The sequence below is a fragment of the Streptococcus sp. CCH8-H5 genome, assembly GCF_001556505.1.
Lineage (GTDB): Bacteria > Bacillota > Bacilli > Lactobacillales > Streptococcaceae > Streptococcus.
On sequence record NZ_LSIZ01000112.1, the window covers coordinates 1 to 17,304 of the forward strand.

Consider the following 17,304-nt stretch of genomic DNA (forward strand, 5'->3'; position numbering starts at 1 on the left):
AAGGTATGAGCGTTAACTACGATAAGGTTTTGACAGCCGATGGTCATCAATGGCTTTCATACATGACAGCAGGCGGTGCCCGTCGTTATGTTGATATTGCAGCAGCTAAGCCAGAAGCAAGCAAACCAGCTGCGAAACCAAGTCTCCCAGAGTCAGGTCATTATACCTTCACAGGTCGTGCGTCAATCAAGGCAGAAGCTAAAGTTTCAAGTCCAGAATTGGCCTACTATGACAAGGGTATGAGTGTTAACTACGATAAGGTTTTGACAGCGGACGGTCACACATGGCTTTCATACATGACAGTGAGCGGTGCTCGTCGTTACGTTGATATTGCTTAGTGTAATAATGATTAGGTTGGACATTATGTCCAGCCTTTTTTGATAGCCTTTCTTTATCATGAGATTGAATTTTTCAATTTTTGTGACGTCTTTTGGAGTGCTATAATGGTTAATATAGAATCGAGGTTATTATGAAAATTGCGTTGGTACAGATGGATGTCGTTCACGGACAGCCTGTGGAAAATAAAAAACACGTCATAGAGATGCTGGAAAGGGCGCTTGATGACAATCCTGATGTTATTGTGCTTCCTGAAATGTGGAATACAGGCTATGCTTTAAATGAACTTGATGGACTTGCGGATAAGGCTGGATTGGACTCTCAAGAACTCTTGTCTCATTTTGCTAGGAAACATGCTGTGGCTATTATCGGAGGGTCTGTTGCTATTGAGGAAGACGGCAAATTTTACAACACGACCTATGTCTACAATAAGTCTGGGGACTTAATCAATACCTATAGCAAGGTCCATCTCTTTGGCCTTATGGCAGAGGACCAGTACATGTCTGCTGGGTCGAATGAGTCTGTTTTTGAGCTTGATGGTGTGATAGCTGCTAGTGTCATTTGTTATGATATTCGTTTTCCTGAGTGGGTACGGACACAGATGGCACAAGGGGCCAAGGTACTTTTTGTGGTAGCGCAGTGGCCGGAACCTCGAGTGCAGCAATGGGAGATTTTGTTAAAGGCGCGTGCAGTTGAAAATCAAGCTTTTGTAGTTGCTGTCAATCGTGTTGGAGCAGGACCGAACGATATCTTTTCAGGACATTCTATGGTTATAGATCCACTTGGAAATGTGGTCTTACAAACCAAGGAGCATGAGGAGGGCGTTTTTACGGCTGATATTAATCTTGAAGAGGTAGATAAGGTTCGAGGTCAGATTCCTGTTTTTGAGGATCGTCGCACGGACTTGTATCATTAAGGAGCGTTTATGTTATTTGAAGAATCTGACTTATTGAAGGCATTGCCAGAACAGTTTTTTGCAGGTTTGGTTGCTAAAGTTAATGCCAAGGTGGCGGAAGGAGCAGATGTTATCAATCTCGGTCAGGGCAATCCAGACCAACCAACCTATGACCATATTGTTGAGGCGCTTTGTACCTCAGCGAAAAATCCTGCTAGCCATAAGTATTCACAGTTTCGAGGCAATCGTCCTTTTAAGGAAGCTGCTGCTAGTTTTTACAAGAAACATTATGGGGTCGATTTGGATGCGGAGCGTGAGATTTGTGTCATGGGTGGGGCTAAAATTGGACTAGTGGAATTGCCCCTAGCTTTGATGAATCCTGGTGACCTCCTGCTCTTGCCTGATCCAGGATATCCTGATTATTTATCAGGAGTGAGTCTAGGACGTGTAGCCTATGAGACCTTTCCTTTGACGGCTGAAAATGATTTCTTGCCAGATTTGGATGCCATTCCTGAAGAGATAGCTCGGCGTGCTAAGTTTATCTATATCAATTATCCGAATAATCCTACGGGTGCTGTGGCGACTAAGGCCTTTTATGAAAAGTTGGTTGCCTGGGCTAAGACCTACGAAGTTGGTGTGGTGAGTGATTTGGCTTACGGAGCTTTGGGCTATCGGGGCTATGAGAATCCTAGCTTCTTATCAACACCTGGTGCTAAAGATGTGGGCATTGAGTTCTATACTTTCTCGAAAACCTTCAATATGGCTGGTTGGCGTTTGGCCTTTGCTGCTGGGAATGACCAGATGATTGAAGCCTTAAATCTGATTCAAGACCATCTTTTTGTGGGAATCTTTCCTGCCTTGCAGGAGGCTGGGATTGCAGCCCTCTTAGATCCTAAATCTGAGGAGGCTGTTGCTCAACTGAATGCGACTTATGATAGCCGTCGAGATGCTTTTGTCCAGGCAGCTGCTAAGATTGGCTGGAAGGCCTTTCTATCCAAAGGTTCTTTCTATGCTTGGATGCCTGTACCAGAGGGTTACACTAGTGAGAGTTTTGCGAATCTTTTGCTTGAGAAGGCTCATGTTGCTGTGGCACCAGGTAAAGGATTTGGTCCTGCAGGAGATGCTTATGTTCGTATCGGGCTTTTGGTAGAGCCAGAACGTCTGGTCGAAGCAGTCGATCGTATTGCCGACTTGCAATTATTTAATAACTAGATAACAATCATGAAACAAGTAGTTGAAAAAGACTGCTTGTTTTTTTCATGTTAATTTCATTTTTTCTTGACAAATGAATAAAAATACAATAAACTTGTTACATATTTATTCAAAAGGAGTGCATAAATGAAAATTTCAATCGTTGGTATCACTGGTTATAGTGGTTTAGAGTTAGTTAAAATTTTGAATAATCATAAAAAAGTGGAACTTGTTTCTATTCACGCAACCAAGGAAGTGGGCCGACGATTGTCTGATGTGTATCCCTATCTGACAGGTGTTTGTGACTTAGAAATTGAAGCTTACAATGCGGAAAAGATTATGCAAAAAGCGGATTTGGTTTTCTTTGCCACACCTTCAGGAGTCGCTAGCTCGCTAGCAGAGGAATTTGTTCTAGCTGATTTTCCTATTATTGATTTGTCTGGCGATCATCGCTTGCCAGCAGATGTTTATCAAGAATGGTATAAAAAATCACCTGCTAAGCAGAGTGTTTTGAATAAATTTACATATGCATTATCAGAATATGCAGATGTGAAGGATAAGAAATTTATTGCCAATCCTGGATGCTATGCAACAGCGACAGAGTTGGCCTTGCTTCCTTTGGTTGCTACTGGTCTGATTGAGACGGAGAGTGTCATTGTGGATGCCAAGTCTGGTTTAACTGGTGCGGGTAAGGCTTTGAGTGAGTCTAGTCATTTTGTCAATGTTCACGATAATTACGTGACTTATAAACTCAATCATCATCAGCATATTCCTGAGATTGTTCAAACCTTGCAGGGCTTTAATCCGGAAATGCCTGAGATTCAGTTTTCAACGTCGCTTTTACCCGTTAATCGTGGAATCATGGCTACGGTTTATTGTAAGTTGAAGAAGGACGTGACTGTAGCTGATGTAGCTTCAGCCTTTGCAAAAGCTTATGATGATAAACCCTTTGTACGTGTACAAGAAAACTTACCAGAACTACATAATGTCATTGGATCGAATTTTACAGACATCGGCTTTGCCTATAATGAGAAAACCAATGTTCTGACGGTTATTTCAGTCATTGATAATCTGCTTAAAGGAGCAGCTGGACAGGCAGTGCAAAATCTCAACCTCATGCAGGGGTGGGATGAGACAGAAGGTTTGCTTCTGACACCGTCATACTTGTAGATGTAAGCATAGAGTTAGGAGAAAAAATATGAAAGTCATAGATGGAACAATTGCCAGCCCGCTGGGATTCTCAGCAGATGGGCTACATGCAGGATTTAAAAAGAGAAAAATGGATTTTGGTTGGATTGTCTCTGAAAAACCAGCCAGTGTCGCAGGGGTTTACACGACTAATAAGGTTATTGCAGCTCCTCTGATTGTGACCAAGACCTCAGTTAAAAAGGCTGGGAAAATGAAGGCCATCGTTGTTAACTCAGGTGTAGCCAATTCTTGTACGGGGACTCAAGGTTTGGAGGATGCCTACACCATGCAGGAGTGGACCGCTGAAAAGCTAGGTGTTGAACCAGATTTGGTTGGTGTGGCTTCTACAGGGGTTATCGGTGAGTTGCTACCAATGGATACCTTGAAAAATGGTCTTTCCAAGTTGGTGGTTAATGGTAACGCTGATGATTTCGCCAAGGCGATTTTGACGACAGATACAGCAACTAAGACTATTGCTGTGACGGAGACTTTTGGTCGTGATGTTGTCACTATGGCTGGTGTCGCTAAGGGTTCAGGCATGATTCACCCGAATATGGCAACCATGCTAGGATTTATCACTTGTGATGCTAATATTTCTAGTGACACCCTTCAATTAGCCTTGAGCCAAAATGTGGAAAAGACCTTTAATCAGATTACAGTTGATGGGGATACATCAACTAATGATATGGTTCTTGTCATGTCAAATGGTTGCACGCTCAATGAAGAGATTCTGGCAGGTACACCAGAATTTGATAAGTTTTCAAAAATGCTTAATTTCGTAATGCAAGAACTGGCTAAGAAAATTGCCAAGGACGGTGAAGGTGCCAATAAGCTCATCCAAGTTGATGTGGTCAATGCGCCTAACGCCCTTGATGCCCGTATGATGGCAAAATCTGTTGTCGGTTCAAGTCTGGTTAAAACAGCCATATTTGGTGAAGATCCTAACTGGGGACGTATTTTAGCTGCTGTTGGCTATGCCGGTGTGGATGTGCCTGTGGACAACGTTGATATTATGCTTGGCGGTCTGCCAGTCATGCTAGCCTCTAGTCCTGTGACCTTTGATGATGAGGAAATGAAAGACATCATGCATGAGGATGAAGTGACCATTACGGTAGATCTTCATGCTGGACACGAAAAGGGAACCGCATGGGGGTGTGATCTCTCTTACGATTACGTTAAGATTAATGCCCTCTATCATACCTAGACTGTCTAAGGAAAAGGAGTTAACTGATGACTACTGAATATATTGTAATTAAAATTGGTGGAGTAGCCAGTAAGCAGCTAACTCCTGAGATACTGGCTAAACTGTCAGAATGGCAGCAGGCTGGTCAGAAAGTTGTTATCGTCCATGGGGGTGGTTTTGCTATTAATCAGCTGATGGAGAAGAATCATATTCCAATTCACAAGGTAAATGGTCTTCGTGTGACGAGTCAGTCAGATATGGCCTTGATTAAAGAAGCTTTGGTTGACATAGTTGGGAAAAGCTTAGCAGGTCAGTTAACACAGGCGGGTTTGCCAGCCTATCAGGTCATAGATGAGCTTCCGGACCTTGTTCATGCTGATTTTTTGGATCAAGAGACTTATGGCTTTGTGGGTGAGGTCAAAAACATCGCCAATCAGACCTTAGTAGCGCTCCTTGGTCAAGGCAAGCTACCTTTGATTCCTAGCTTGGGCTATAGTGAGCAGGGAGATTTGCTCAATATCAATGCGGATTACCTTGCTAGAGCTGTGGCAATTAGTCTAGGTGCCAAAAAACTTATCCTTATGACAGATGTCAAAGGAATTTTAGAGAATGATCAGGTTTTGGAGCATCTGAATCTTGTGGACGTTCAGGAAAAAATAGATTCAGGTGTGATTACTGGGGGCATGATTCCTAAAATTCAAAGTGCTGTTCAGACAGTTCAAGCCGGTGTCGAGCAGGTCATTATTGGTGATAACCTGACAGACGGTACCATAATCAAGGAGTAAGAGATGACAAAACTATTTTCAAACTATAAGCGGGCAGCGATTGATTTCGCTTCGGCACAGGGCAATTATTTGACAGATACAACTGGCAATACCTACTTGGATTTTTCATCAGGTATCGGGGTAACTAACCTTGGTTATCATCCCCATGTCAATCAGGCTTTGACAGATCAGGTGGGTAAGATTTTGCACCAACCTAATCTTTATCACAATCAGTTGCAAGAAGATGTTGCTAACCTTTTAATTGGTGACAAGGATTATCTGGCCTTTTTCTGTAACAGTGGTGCAGAGGCCAATGAGGCAGCTATAAAAATCGCTCGTAAGGCATCGGGTAAACAAGAAATCATTACCTTTCAAAATTCCTTCCATGGTCGAACCTTTGGATCCATGTCTGCCACTGGTCAGGATAAAATCAAACAAGGCTTTGGTGAAGGTGTGCCCCATTTTAGCTATGCTATTTTTAACGACATAGACAGTGTTAAAGCTTTAGCCAGTGACGAAACAGCGGCTATTATGTTGGAGTTGGTTCAAGGGGAATCAGGTGTTCAACCTGCTGATAAGGACTTTGTTAAGGCTTTGGCTGATTTTTGTAAGGAGACGGGTATTTATCTTATTGTAGATGAGGTTCAGACAGGACTTGGTCGTACTGGTAAGCTTTATGCTTATGAGCACTACGATATTGAACCAGATATCTTTACTCTGGCAAAAGGTTTGGCAAATGGGGTGCCAGTTGGTGCCATGCTTGCTAAGTCATCTCTTGGAGAAGCCTTCTCTTACGGAAGTCACGGCTCTACCTTTGGAGGAAATAAACTGGCTATGGCGGCGGCCAAAGCTACGCTTGAAGTTATGTTGGTCCCAGGTTTTCTAGATACTGCCCTTGAAAATGGAAACCAGCTACAAGCAAAATTGCAGGGAGCTTTATCTGATAAAGAGACGGTTACCACTGTACGTGGCTTGGGCTATATGATTGGCATTGAGACCACTGGCAATTTAGGAGAATTGGTCCAGTCGGCTCGAGATAAGGGGTTAATTGTCTTAACTGCAGGGACAAACGTGATTCGTCTTTTGCCACCAATTACCCTAAGTGATGCTGAAATTGAAAAGGGTGTAGCTATCCTATCAGAAATATTTGACTAGAACATAAAAATCACTTGATTCTTGAATCAAGTGATTTCTTTTACTCATTGTCAGTAGCAATCTCGCTGAGAAGTCCTTTAGCTGTTGTTGTTGGCAGAATACGGACACGATTAAGTGAGAGAAGACCATCCTTGGCGCTGGCTAACCCTTCGTTGGTTGTTAGTCCTAACTTGTAAGTTTTCTTAGCTAGGTCAAGTGTCGTTTGATTGTAGCGACCTGATGGGTAGGCAATGGTATTAACCTTTGTATTGAGTTTATTTTCAAGGAAGTCAATAGAATCCGTTAATTCAACCTTTTGTGTTGCCTTGTCAGTGGCTGACAAATCAGGGTGGTTAACCGTATGAGACTGGAAGCTCATGCCGTGCGCCATCATTTCTTTCATCTGCTTGACGGTAAGATTTCCAGCATTTCCCTTCTTAACAAAGCCAGTGATGACATTGTTGGTTGCCTTAGCCTTGTATTTTTTGAGAATAGGGTAGGCGATAGTATAGAAATCTTCGTTACCATCATCAAAGGTCAGCCAGACAACCTTCTTAGCAGGTAGGGCATTTTCAGTGAAGGCTTTATAGGCTTCTTCAGGCGTTAGGAAATAGTAGCCTGCATCTACCATGGCCTTGATTTGCGCTTCAAAATTGTCCGGAGCAACAATGAGGTTGGCGTTAGAAGTCTCAGACGGATCCATAACGTGTACCGCATGATACATGAGGATAGGGATTTGGACAGGTTCGTCATAGGTTTTCCATTTAGCTGTCGTCTTAGACTGACTGGTCTGAGACTGTTGTTGCTTGTTTTTCGACTGATTTGGCCGGTTAAGCATAAAGACTGCCAGTAAGCCAAGAAGGACGAGGTTTAGGATAAGTAGAAGAAGGTTCAGTTTTTTTCTGTTAGCTTTAGTTGTTTTTTTCTTTTGAGAAGTCATTGTATCCCCTTTCAAATAGGTCTAGCTATTATTCTAACAAAAATGGGATTGAAATGCACAGAATTTTCAGTAAAAAAAGAATACTTGTCTTCTTAAATGGCAACAATATTCTGTCAATTCCGATAGAAATGTGGTACAATTAAAGAAATGTATGTTTTTAAGGAGAAATCGTAAATGTCTATTAAAATTGGATTGCTTGGCTTTGGTACAGTAGCTAGCGGTATTCCTTTCCTCTTGAAGGAAAATGGTGAAAAGGTTCTTGCAGCTTCACGTGACCAACTCGAAATTGCCAAAGTTTTAGTTAAAGATGACGAGGAAAAAAATCGTCTTATCGCTGCCGGAAACGACTACAATTTTGTCACAAATGTTGACGAAATCCTTAACGATGCAGAGATTCAAATCGTTGTTGAATTGATGGGTCGTATCGAGCCAGCTCGTACCTTCATCACAAAAGCACTTGAAGCAGGTAAAAACGTTGTTTCTGCTAACAAAGACTTGATTGCTACTCATGGAAAAGAGTTGATTTCTCTTGCCCAAGATAAGGGAGTGGCTTTCTACTATGAAGCTGCCGTTGCTGGTGGTATTCCAATTTTGCGTACTTTGGCTAACTCTTTGACGTCTGACAAGGTGACACGTATTCTTGGTGTGCTTAACGGAACATCTAACTTCATGATGACTAAGATGGTTGACGAAGGTTGGTCATATGAGGACGCTCTTAAGACTGCCCAAGAACTTGGTTATGCTGAAAGTGATCCAACCAACGACGTTGAAGGTATTGACGCTGCTTATAAAGCTGTTATCCTTAGCCAATTTGGATTTGGTGCCACAATTGATTTCGACGATGTGACTCACAAGGGGATTACAAACATCTCTACTGATGATGTAGCTGTTGCTCAAGAATTGGGTTATGTCATCAAATTGGTTGGTGATGTGCGTGAAGTAGAATCAGGTATCTCAGCAGAAGTGTCACCAACATTCTTGCCAAAAAATCACCCACTTGCTAGTGTCAACGATGTCATGAATGCAGTCTTTGTTGAATCTATCGGTATCGGCGAATCAATGTACTACGGTCCAGGTGCTGGTCAAAAACCAACAGCAACATCTGTTTTGGCAGATATTATCCGTATTGCTCGTCGTCTTTCAGATGGCAATGTTGGTAAACCATTTAACGAGTTCCGTCGTGACTTGCCATTGGCTAATCCAGCAGATGTTAAGAGCAACTACTACTTTGCCCTTGATACGCCAGACGAAAAAGGTAAAATCCTTCACTTGTCTGAAATCTTCAACTCAGAAGATATTTCATTTGAACAAGTCTTGCAACAAAAAGCAAATGGCACAACAGCTCGTATCGTTGTGATTACACATGCTATGTCTAAGACACAACTCAAAGCTGTTACTGAAAAACTTGAAGCAGCAGAAGACTTCACTGTTGTCAACACATTGAAAGTTTTGTCTAACTAATTGATAAGCCCATACTGGTGCGTATAAGAAAGGTATTCAAGGAGAAAAGTCGCTGATGGCTTTCCTCCTTTTGGTGTATTATTATGAAAATTACTGTTCCAGCAACATCTGCCAATATTGGTCCAGGTTTTGACTCTGTGGGTGTTGCCGTTTCTAAATATTTGACAATCGAGGTGCTTGAACCAGCGGATGCATGGCATATTGAGCATGATTTGGGCGATATTCCTTCAGATGAAAATAACCTCCTCATTTCAACTGCCTTGCAAGTTAAGTCTGATTTGCAGCCCCATAAATTGGTGATGGCATCAGATATTCCCTTGGCGCGTGGGCTAGGTTCTTCAAGTTCTGTTATTGTTGCAGGAATCGAGTTGGCCAATCAATTGGCAAACTTGCAGCTCTCAGACGATGATAAACTTGATATTGCAACCAAGATTGAAGGTCATCCGGACAATGTTGCCCCAGCTATTTTTGGGAATCTCGTTGTAGCCTCTTATGTGGATGAACATGTTAATAGCATCGTGACAGACTTTCCAGAGTGTGCCTTTGTAGCCTTCATTCCGAGCTATGAACTTAAGACGTCTGATTCACGTGGGGTACTTCCAAGTGACCTGTCTTACAAAGAAGCTGTAGCTGCATCATCTATTGCCAACGTTGCCATTGCTGCCCTCTTTGCAGGCGATTTGGTTAAGGCGGGACATGCTATTCAAGGGGATATGTTCCACGAACGCTACCGTCAAAAATTGGTTAAAGAATTTGCGACTATTAAGGAATTGTCAGGTCAATACAGTGCTTATGCGACCTATCTTTCAGGCGCTGGCCCAACAGTTATGACCTTGACACCAAATGATCAAGCTGAGGCTCTAAAAACGGCTATCGATGGTCTTGGTTTAGATGGTGAAACCTTCATCCTATCTGTGGATAAAGCAGGTGTTGTGGTTGACTAGAAAAAATCAAGGGCTACTCTTTGGTCTAGCCACCTATATTCAATGGGGATTTTTATCCCTTTTTTGGAAGCTTTTAGCAGGTGTTTCGGCTTACAACACCTTCTCGTGGCGGATTGTTTTTACAGTGGTGACTATGCTGACTTACGCCCTAGTCGCTAAGCAAAATACACGTTTCAAAGGGGAGCTTGTGGAACTTTGGCAGGATAAGAAAGCCTTGCTTCGTATGCTACTTGCTAGTTTTCTCATAGCAGCCAACTGGTTGATTTATATCTATGCTGTGGGTCATGGTCAAGCAACGCAGGCTAGCTTGGGCTATTACATTATGCCTATTGTTTCTATCCTGTTTGCCCTCATTTTTCTTCGTGAATCTCTGAGCAGAACCATGTGGGCAGCAGTAGTATTGGCCTTTATAGGAGTACTGGTTCTTGTTGCCAATACAGGAAAACTTCCCATGGTTTCATTGGGGTTAGCTCTGAGCTTTGGTTTCTATGGTCTAATCAAAAAAGGGGTTAGGCTCTCCAGTGACGTAGCCATGCTAGTAGAAAGCGGCTTGCTACTACCTTTTGTAGCTATCTATCTCGTTTTCTTTTCTCCAGAATCATTTTCTTCCTATTCGAGCATGGAAATGTTTCTCCTAGCCATATCCGGTGTGGTGACGGCCGTTCCATTGCTTTGCTTCTCAGAAGCAGTCAAAAGGGCACCGCTTAACCTTATTGGTTTCATCCAGTATCTTAATCCTACGATTCAACTTCTCGTAGCCATCCTCATTTTTGGTGAGACGGTCAGCTTTGGAGAGTTGAAAGGCTTCCTCTTTATCTGGATGGCCATACTAGTCTTTGTAACTGGCCAAATAGTAACATTTCGTAGAAGTTCCTGATAGCTATCGGGAACTTTTTATGATGTTGTCCTAAAAATGAGCCAAGTTTATCTGACAATTTTAGAACTTTAAGATATAATAGTAGTATTAGATTAAAATAGCGGAGAATTTTATGCGAAAAATGAAAAAGCTAGCGGGCTATCTGCTTCTGCTCGCTATCCCAGTTGCCATCGCTGTAGCCTTGTTTATTTTTAACGGGTCAGGTTATCGCTTGTCAGAACAAGATGCGGCAGACATTGCTTACAAAAATGCAGGTGTCAAAACTTCTGAGATTTCTCAATCAACAGTTTCGAAAGCACGTTCTGGGCTTCACGGAAGTTATGAGATTAGTTTCACAACGTCAGACAACCATTTTGAGTATACAATTGATGGTCAGTCAGGATCTATTTTGAAACATAAGAGTGATCATCCAACAACTAAGGATGAGGATGACGCTCAAAAAGGTGAAGAACCTAAAGACGAGACTCAACCTAGTGAAAGCAAGGAAGAGGCAGCTGTATCAAAAGAGACTGCGCAAACAACAGCTCTTAACCATGCTGGCCTAGCTGAAGGTTCTGTGACAAACTTGAAAACGGAATTGAAGACTGAAGGAGACGGTAAGGTCTACAATATCAGCTTTGACTATGCTGCTAGCGGTCTACGTTATAAATACGCGGTAAATGCTGATTCGGGAGCTATCGTAGCCTATACGACTGAGTATCTCACAGGGGCTGCGACTCCTGCTCAGTAGGTCTCAGATAGAGTGAAAGCTCTCCTTATTATTAAGGAAAATCCTTGCAATTTCTCTGAAATGGTGTAAACTTAAAGTGAAAACGGTAACAGTAGCTGTAGATGTTGCTGTAGAATCAAGGAGGCTTTGACCATGAAAGAATTCCAAGCATTTAAAGACACGCTTAGTAATAAGGCTCTCAAAGCCATTTACGAAGAAAGTAAATTGGAAGTCCAAGACGAAACAACTGAAGGTACGGAAGCCTTCTCAGTTGCCTTGTCAACCCAAATGGCTATCAATCTACTCGAAAGCTATGAAAAATGGCTAAAAGAAGAAAGAGCTAAGGAAGAAAAATAAGATGAAATCCTTGTCGGAAGACAGGGATTTTTCTTGTGAGGACACATTTTTCTATCTTCCTTTCACACGATAGGTTCGGAGTTTAGAAGTTCTCCTATAAGCTTCATGATCACATTATTAGTCCAATCGAGATTTGATATCTTTTGGGTTTCTTATCTCAATGTCTCCTTACAATTTCATTTGTCTTGGTCTTAAAATTGTGATAAAATAAGACCATTCAGAGGTGCTTTGAAGCCCATTTGTCACAGGAAGCGGTGGTACTGAGAAATCCGCACAAATGTCAAAGCTGGTTGCTGATGGTCAAATTGAATCAAGAAAGCTGTGAGTGGTTGCCACTCAAAATTGGGTGGTACCGCGGATACACATTCGTCCCTGTCATAGTTATGGCAGGGATTTTCTATACCTTTTAAAGAACCAAGACCGAAGGTCACAGGTGAATTTAGAGATATCGATGCAGACGGAGCGCAAGCGAGGTCTACGTTCCTATTAAAGGAGGGTGACATGAAGCAATCTTTTGAGACTAGTAAATTGTATTATGGTTTTCCTATTTTTATCTTGGGTTACCAGGACCAGACACATGGCTATAATGTGACGACTTGTAGTTCTTCCTATAGTCTAGGAGATTGGCTAGTCATCGGGGTCGGTAGCGAGGAAAATGCGGCAGACCAGATTAAACATTATCAGAAGTTCACTGTGAATATTCCTGATGAAAGTTTCATGCTGGAGATGGAGCAGGCTGGGTTTATTAGTTACCGTGAAAAGATTGCTAAACTTGGCTTAGATTTTCAACCTTCTAAACTGACACAAGCGCCTATCTTGGATGCCTGCCCAGTTGTTCTGGATTGCGAAGTTGACAGAATTATTGAGGAAGATGGTATCTGCCATATCTTTGCTAAGATTTTAGACCGCCTTGCTGATTCTGATTTGCTAGATGACAAGGGCCATTTCCGTAACGATTCTTTTGCACCGACTTACTTTATGGGTGATGGTCATAAGCGTGTCTATCGCTATCTGGATAATCGAGTGGACCCCATGGGAAGCTTCATTAAGAAAGCGAGGAAGAAGGATGACAAGAGTTGAATTGCCAGAGCGAATTGAAACGGAGCGTTTGATCTTGCGAGTCCGTACAGTGGGAGATGCTGAGGATATTTATGCCTATGCAAGTCTCCCGGAAGTCTCCTATCCAGCAGGCTTTCCACCCGTCCAGACCTTGGAAGACGAGATTTATTACCTAGAACATCTCCTTCCTGAGCGTAATCAAAAGGACAATCTCCCAGCTGGTTATGGGATTGTGGCGAAAGGGACTGATAAAGTCATTGGTTCTGTTGACTTCAACCATCGCCACGAAGATGATGTGCTGGAGATTGGCTATACCTTGCACCCAGACTATTGGGGCCATGGTTATGTGCCAGAAGCCGCGCGTGCTTTGATTGACCTAGCTTTTAAGGAGTTGGGCATTCACAAGATTGAACTTGTTTGTTACAGCTATAATCTCCAAAGTCAACGAGTCGCTGAAAAACTCGGCTTCACCCTTGAAGCTCGCATCCGAGATCGCAAAGATGCTCAAGGCAAGCGCTGTGACAGACTGATATATGGGTTGCTGAAGAGTGAGTGGGGTGACTTTGTTAGGGGGAATTATAATGGAAATTGATGGAATTTTTACAATAGTAGTGGGAGTTGCTGCACTTCTGAGTCCAATCATTGTAGCGATACAAACTTCGAAGCAAACAAAAAAAGAACTAATTATAAATTCAAGATTTGAATGGATAAAAAGTACAAAAAAAATTCTTGATGATTATGTCAAAAAGCTACATGAGTATAGTGCCTCAGAAGAAGTTGATTTAAATTTAATAAATGAAGTTATTGAGTTAAAGACGAAATTAGAATTACAATTTAAGCCTTATGAAATTAGAGAAAAAAATATTGAAATTAACGATACTACTACTGATTCTGATAATTTTGAAAATGTAAAAGCTTATATAGAAAAGACATACAAAGAAAATAGAAGAATAATGAGTAATGATGATTTAGAAGCCTTATTATTGGATTTTCTAAATGTTTCACAAATAATCTTAGAAGAGTCTTATAAAAATAAAGTTATTTATAGAGGGGAAGTTAATTTTCTTATAGATGAAATCGTCCTATTACAAATAGGAATTCAAAAAAATGAATGGGATAGAATTAATTTGATTGAAAAATCTTTTTTTAATAATTTTTTTGAAGAGGTGAATAATATGTATAAAAAATTAATAAATAAAAGAGTTAAGAATTATACAGAAGTTACATTAAAAAATGTTAATCATGTGATAAAGAAATATATTGAAAAATCTAAAAACAACCATGATGCTGAAAAATCGGAAACTACTAGAAGTGAAAGAAAAACTTCCGATGGTACCCAGAATAAAGTTCTACCAACAGATGGTTTTGACTTCACTTTTGAAGATGATGATACTGTTCCCAAATATATGAATAGAAAACTTAAAGAAATGATGGATAAAGATTTTGAGTTTAAAGAATTATATGGGAAAAGAGGACATAAGTATCTTGTGAAATCTACAACTGAAGATGCAAGTGTGGGTTTTGCACGTTTCCGAGATTTTATTGATAAAAATGGAGATAAATGGTTCTATGATGTCAATTTAACACCAGATGAGTCAGTAGTGGTTATACAAAATATATTTAATAAAAAAGAAGTATTAACAAAAGATTGAAATTGTTTTACTGAAAGATATAGGAGGAGAACACACATGTCTAAAGAACTTTCACCTAAATACAATCCAGCCGAGGTTGAGGCTGGTCGTTACCAAAAATGGCTTGATGAAGATGTTTTCAAGCCTTCAGGCGATAAAAAGGCTAAGCCTTATTCAATCGTTATTCCACCACCAAACGTAACAGGTAAACTTCACCTTGGTCACGCTTGGGATACAACTCTTCAAGATATCATCATCCGTCAAAAACGTATGCAAGGTTTCGATACGCTTTGGCTTCCTGGTATGGACCACGCAGGTATTGCCACTCAAGCTAAGGTTGAAGCGCGTTTGGCTGAAGACGGCATTTCTCGTTATGACCTGGGTCGTGAAAAATTCCTTGATAAAGTTTGGGAATGGAAAGACGAGTATGCCTCAACTATCAAGCAACAATGGGGTAAGATGGGACTCTCTGTAGACTACTCTCGTGAGCGTTTCACTCTTGATGAAGGTTTGTCAAAAGCCGTTCGCAAGGTCTTTGTAGAGCTCTACAAAAAAGGTTGGATTTACCGTGGTGAATTCATCATCAACTGGGATCCCAAAGCCCGTACAGCCCTCTCTGATATCGAGGTTATTCACAAGGATGTGGAAGGTGCCTTCTACCACATGAACTACATGTTGGAAGATGGTTCACGTGCCCTTGAAGTGGCAACAACACGTCCTGAAACTATGTTTGGAGATACTGCCGTAGCCGTTAATCCAAATGACGATCGTTATAAAGACTTGATTGGTAAAAATGTTATCTTGCCAATCTTGAACAAGCCAATCCCAATCGTTGGTGATGAACACGCAGACCCTGAGTTTGGTACTGGTGTGGTTAAAATCACACCTGCCCATGACCCTAATGACTTCTTGGTTGGTCAACGTCATAACTTGCCACAAGTCAATGTCATGAACGATGATGGTACCATGAATGAATTGGCTGGTGAATTCAACGGCATGGACCGCTTTGAAGCTCGTAAGGCTGTTGTTAAGAAATTGGAAGAAATCGGTGCCCTTGTTGAAATTGAGAAAATGACTCACTCAGTTGGTCACTCAGAGCGTACAGGTGTGCCTGTTGAGCCACGTTTGTCTACACAATGGTTCGTGAAGATGGACCAATTGGCGAAAAATGCCATCGCAAACCAAGACACAGACGACAAGGTTGATTTCTACCCACCTCGTTTCAACGATACCTTCCTTCAATGGATGGAAAATGTCCATGATTGGGTAATCTCTCGTCAGCTCTGGTGGGGTCACCAAATCCCTGCTTGGTACAATGCTGAGGGCGAAATGTACGTCGGTGAAGAAGCTCCAGAAGGTGACGGATGGAAACAAGATGAAGACGTCTTGGACACTTGGTTCAGTTCTGCCCTTTGGCCATTCTCAACTATGGGTTGGCCTGATGTGGAAGCAGAAGACTTTAAACGTTACTTCCCAACTTCAACCCTAGTAACAGGTTACGACATCATCTTCTTCTGGGTGTCTCGTATGATCTTCCAATCATTGGAATTCACTGGTCGTCAGCCATTCCAAAACGTCCTTATCCATGGTCTCATCCGTGACGAGCAAGGACGTAAGATGTCTAAATCACTCGGTAACGGTATTGACCCAATGGATGTTATCGAGAAATATGGTGCCGATGCCCTTCGTTGGTTCCTTTCAAACGGTTCTGCACCAGGTCAAGACGTGCGCTTCTCTTATGAGAAAATGGATGCGTCTTGGAACTTCATTAATAAGATTTGGAACATCTCTCGCTATATCCTTATGAACAATGAAGGTTTGACCTTGGATGCGGCGCGTGAAAATGTAGCTAAAGTGGCTGCTGGTCAAGCAGGAAACGTTACAGATCGTTGGATTCTCCATAACCTCAATGAAACTATTGGAAAAGTCACTGAAAACTTTGATAAGTTTGAATTCGGTGTAGCTGGTCATATCCTCTACAACTTCATCTGGGATGAGTTTGCGGACTGGTATGTTGAGTTGACTAAGGAAGTGCTTTACAGCGACAATGAGGACGAAAAAGTCATCACTCGTTCTGTCCTTCTTTATACTTTGGATCAAATCTTGCGTCTCCTTCACCCAATCATGCCATTCGTTACTGAAGAAATCTACGGCCAAATCTCTGAAGGAACTATCGTGACGGCTGAATACCCAGTGGTTCGCCCAGAATTTGAAAATGAAGAAGCGGCAGCTGGCGTTGAAGCTCTTAAAGACGTGATTCGTTCAGTCCGTAACTCACGTGCAGAAGTGAACGTAGCGCCAAGTAAACCAATCACTATCTTGATCAAGACAAGCGACAGCAAGCTCGATGCTTTCTTTAATGATAATGTCAACTACATCAAACGCTTCACAAACCCAGAACATTTGGAAATTGCAGCAGATGTCGAAGTGCCTGACTTGGTTATGTCAAGCATCATCACAGGCGCAGAAATCTACTTACCACTCGCTGACCTTCTCAATGTTGAAGAAGAATTGGCTCGTCTTGAAAAAGAATTAGCCAAATGGCAAAAAGAACTCGACATGGTTGGTAAAAAACTTAGCAACGAACGCTTCGTAGCCAATGCCAAACCAGAAGTCGTCCAAAAAGAACGCGACA

The 17,304-nt window shown here is 41.8% G+C and carries 17 protein-coding genes; 16 read left to right on the forward strand and 1 reads right to left on the reverse strand.

What is annotated here, in order from left to right; all coding sequences use genetic code 11:
• The 7 genes from AX663_RS08240 to AX663_RS08270 form a co-directional block, all read left to right on the forward strand.
• A partial coding sequence (locus AX663_RS08240; protein WP_197414212.1) for an SH3 domain-containing protein occupies positions 1-338 on the forward strand: 338 nt, incomplete at its 5' end.
• Between the two features lie 131 nt (positions 339-469).
• Positions 470-1,252: a carbon-nitrogen family hydrolase gene (locus AX663_RS08245; protein ID WP_060973214.1), complete on the forward strand. Its 783-nt coding sequence runs from the start codon at positions 470-472 to the stop codon at positions 1,250-1,252.
• A 9-nt stretch (positions 1,253-1,261) separates the two neighbouring features.
• Complete coding sequence (locus tag AX663_RS08250) at positions 1,262-2,443, forward strand: pyridoxal phosphate-dependent aminotransferase (protein WP_060973215.1); 1,182 nt, start codon at positions 1,262-1,264, stop codon at positions 2,441-2,443.
• Positions 2,444-2,569: 126 nt separating this feature from the next.
• A complete protein-coding gene (argC, locus tag AX663_RS08255) occupies positions 2,570-3,592 on the forward strand; it encodes an N-acetyl-gamma-glutamyl-phosphate reductase (protein WP_060973216.1) in 1,023 nt (340 codons plus the stop codon).
• 28 nt (positions 3,593-3,620) lie between these two features.
• Entirely contained in the window at positions 3,621-4,814 is a 1,194-nt protein-coding gene (gene argJ / locus AX663_RS08260; RefSeq protein WP_060973217.1) for a bifunctional glutamate N-acetyltransferase/amino-acid acetyltransferase ArgJ, read from the forward strand.
• Between the two features lie 26 nt (positions 4,815-4,840).
• On the forward strand, positions 4,841-5,578 hold the full coding sequence (gene argB, locus AX663_RS08265; protein WP_060973218.1) for an acetylglutamate kinase: 738 nt from the start codon (positions 4,841-4,843) through the stop codon (positions 5,576-5,578).
• A gap of 3 nt (positions 5,579-5,581) precedes the next feature.
• A complete protein-coding gene (locus tag AX663_RS08270) occupies positions 5,582-6,712 on the forward strand; it encodes an acetylornithine transaminase (RefSeq protein WP_060973219.1) in 1,131 nt (376 codons plus the stop codon).
• Between the two features lie 40 nt (positions 6,713-6,752).
• Here AX663_RS08270 and AX663_RS08275 read toward each other — a convergent pair whose 3' ends face one another.
• Complete coding sequence (locus AX663_RS08275) at positions 6,753-7,631, reverse strand: polysaccharide deacetylase family protein (RefSeq protein ID WP_060973220.1); 879 nt, start codon at positions 7,629-7,631, stop codon at positions 6,753-6,755.
• A gap of 174 nt (positions 7,632-7,805) precedes the next feature.
• Here AX663_RS08275 and AX663_RS08280 point away from each other — a divergent pair, with 174 nt between their 5' ends.
• The 9 genes from AX663_RS08280 to AX663_RS08320 form a co-directional block, all read left to right on the forward strand.
• Complete coding sequence (locus AX663_RS08280) at positions 7,806-9,092, forward strand: homoserine dehydrogenase (protein WP_060973221.1); 1,287 nt, start codon at positions 7,806-7,808, stop codon at positions 9,090-9,092.
• Between the two features lie 83 nt (positions 9,093-9,175).
• The gene (gene thrB, locus AX663_RS08285) at positions 9,176-10,036 is read left to right on the forward strand and encodes a homoserine kinase (RefSeq protein ID WP_060973222.1); all 861 of its coding nucleotides are present in this window, start codon (positions 9,176-9,178) and stop codon (positions 10,034-10,036) included.
• Positions 10,029-10,913: an EamA family transporter RarD gene (gene rarD, locus AX663_RS08290; protein WP_060973223.1), complete on the forward strand. Its 885-nt coding sequence runs from the start codon at positions 10,029-10,031 to the stop codon at positions 10,911-10,913. The genes thrB and rarD overlap by 8 nt, the downstream gene beginning before the upstream one ends.
• 112 nt (positions 10,914-11,025) lie before the next feature.
• Positions 11,026-11,643, forward strand: coding sequence for a PepSY domain-containing protein (locus AX663_RS08295; RefSeq protein WP_060973224.1), 618 nt, complete (start codon positions 11,026-11,028; stop codon positions 11,641-11,643).
• A 132-nt stretch (positions 11,644-11,775) separates the two neighbouring features.
• On the forward strand, positions 11,776-11,979 hold the full coding sequence (locus AX663_RS08300) for a hypothetical protein (RefSeq protein WP_060973225.1): 204 nt from the start codon (positions 11,776-11,778) through the stop codon (positions 11,977-11,979).
• 501 nt (positions 11,980-12,480) lie between these two features.
• Complete coding sequence (locus AX663_RS08305) at positions 12,481-13,059, forward strand: flavin reductase family protein (RefSeq protein ID WP_060973226.1); 579 nt, start codon at positions 12,481-12,483, stop codon at positions 13,057-13,059.
• Positions 13,046-13,630: a GNAT family N-acetyltransferase gene (locus AX663_RS08310; RefSeq protein ID WP_060973227.1), complete on the forward strand. Its 585-nt coding sequence runs from the start codon at positions 13,046-13,048 to the stop codon at positions 13,628-13,630. The genes AX663_RS08305 and AX663_RS08310 overlap by 14 nt, the downstream gene beginning before the upstream one ends.
• Positions 13,620-14,690: a hypothetical protein gene (locus AX663_RS08315; RefSeq protein ID WP_060973228.1), complete on the forward strand. Its 1,071-nt coding sequence runs from the start codon at positions 13,620-13,622 to the stop codon at positions 14,688-14,690. The genes AX663_RS08310 and AX663_RS08315 overlap by 11 nt, the downstream gene beginning before the upstream one ends.
• Before the next feature lie 36 nt (positions 14,691-14,726).
• On the forward strand, positions 14,727-17,304 hold a 2,578-nt coding region (locus tag AX663_RS08320; protein ID WP_060973229.1), incomplete at its 3' end, for a valine--tRNA ligase.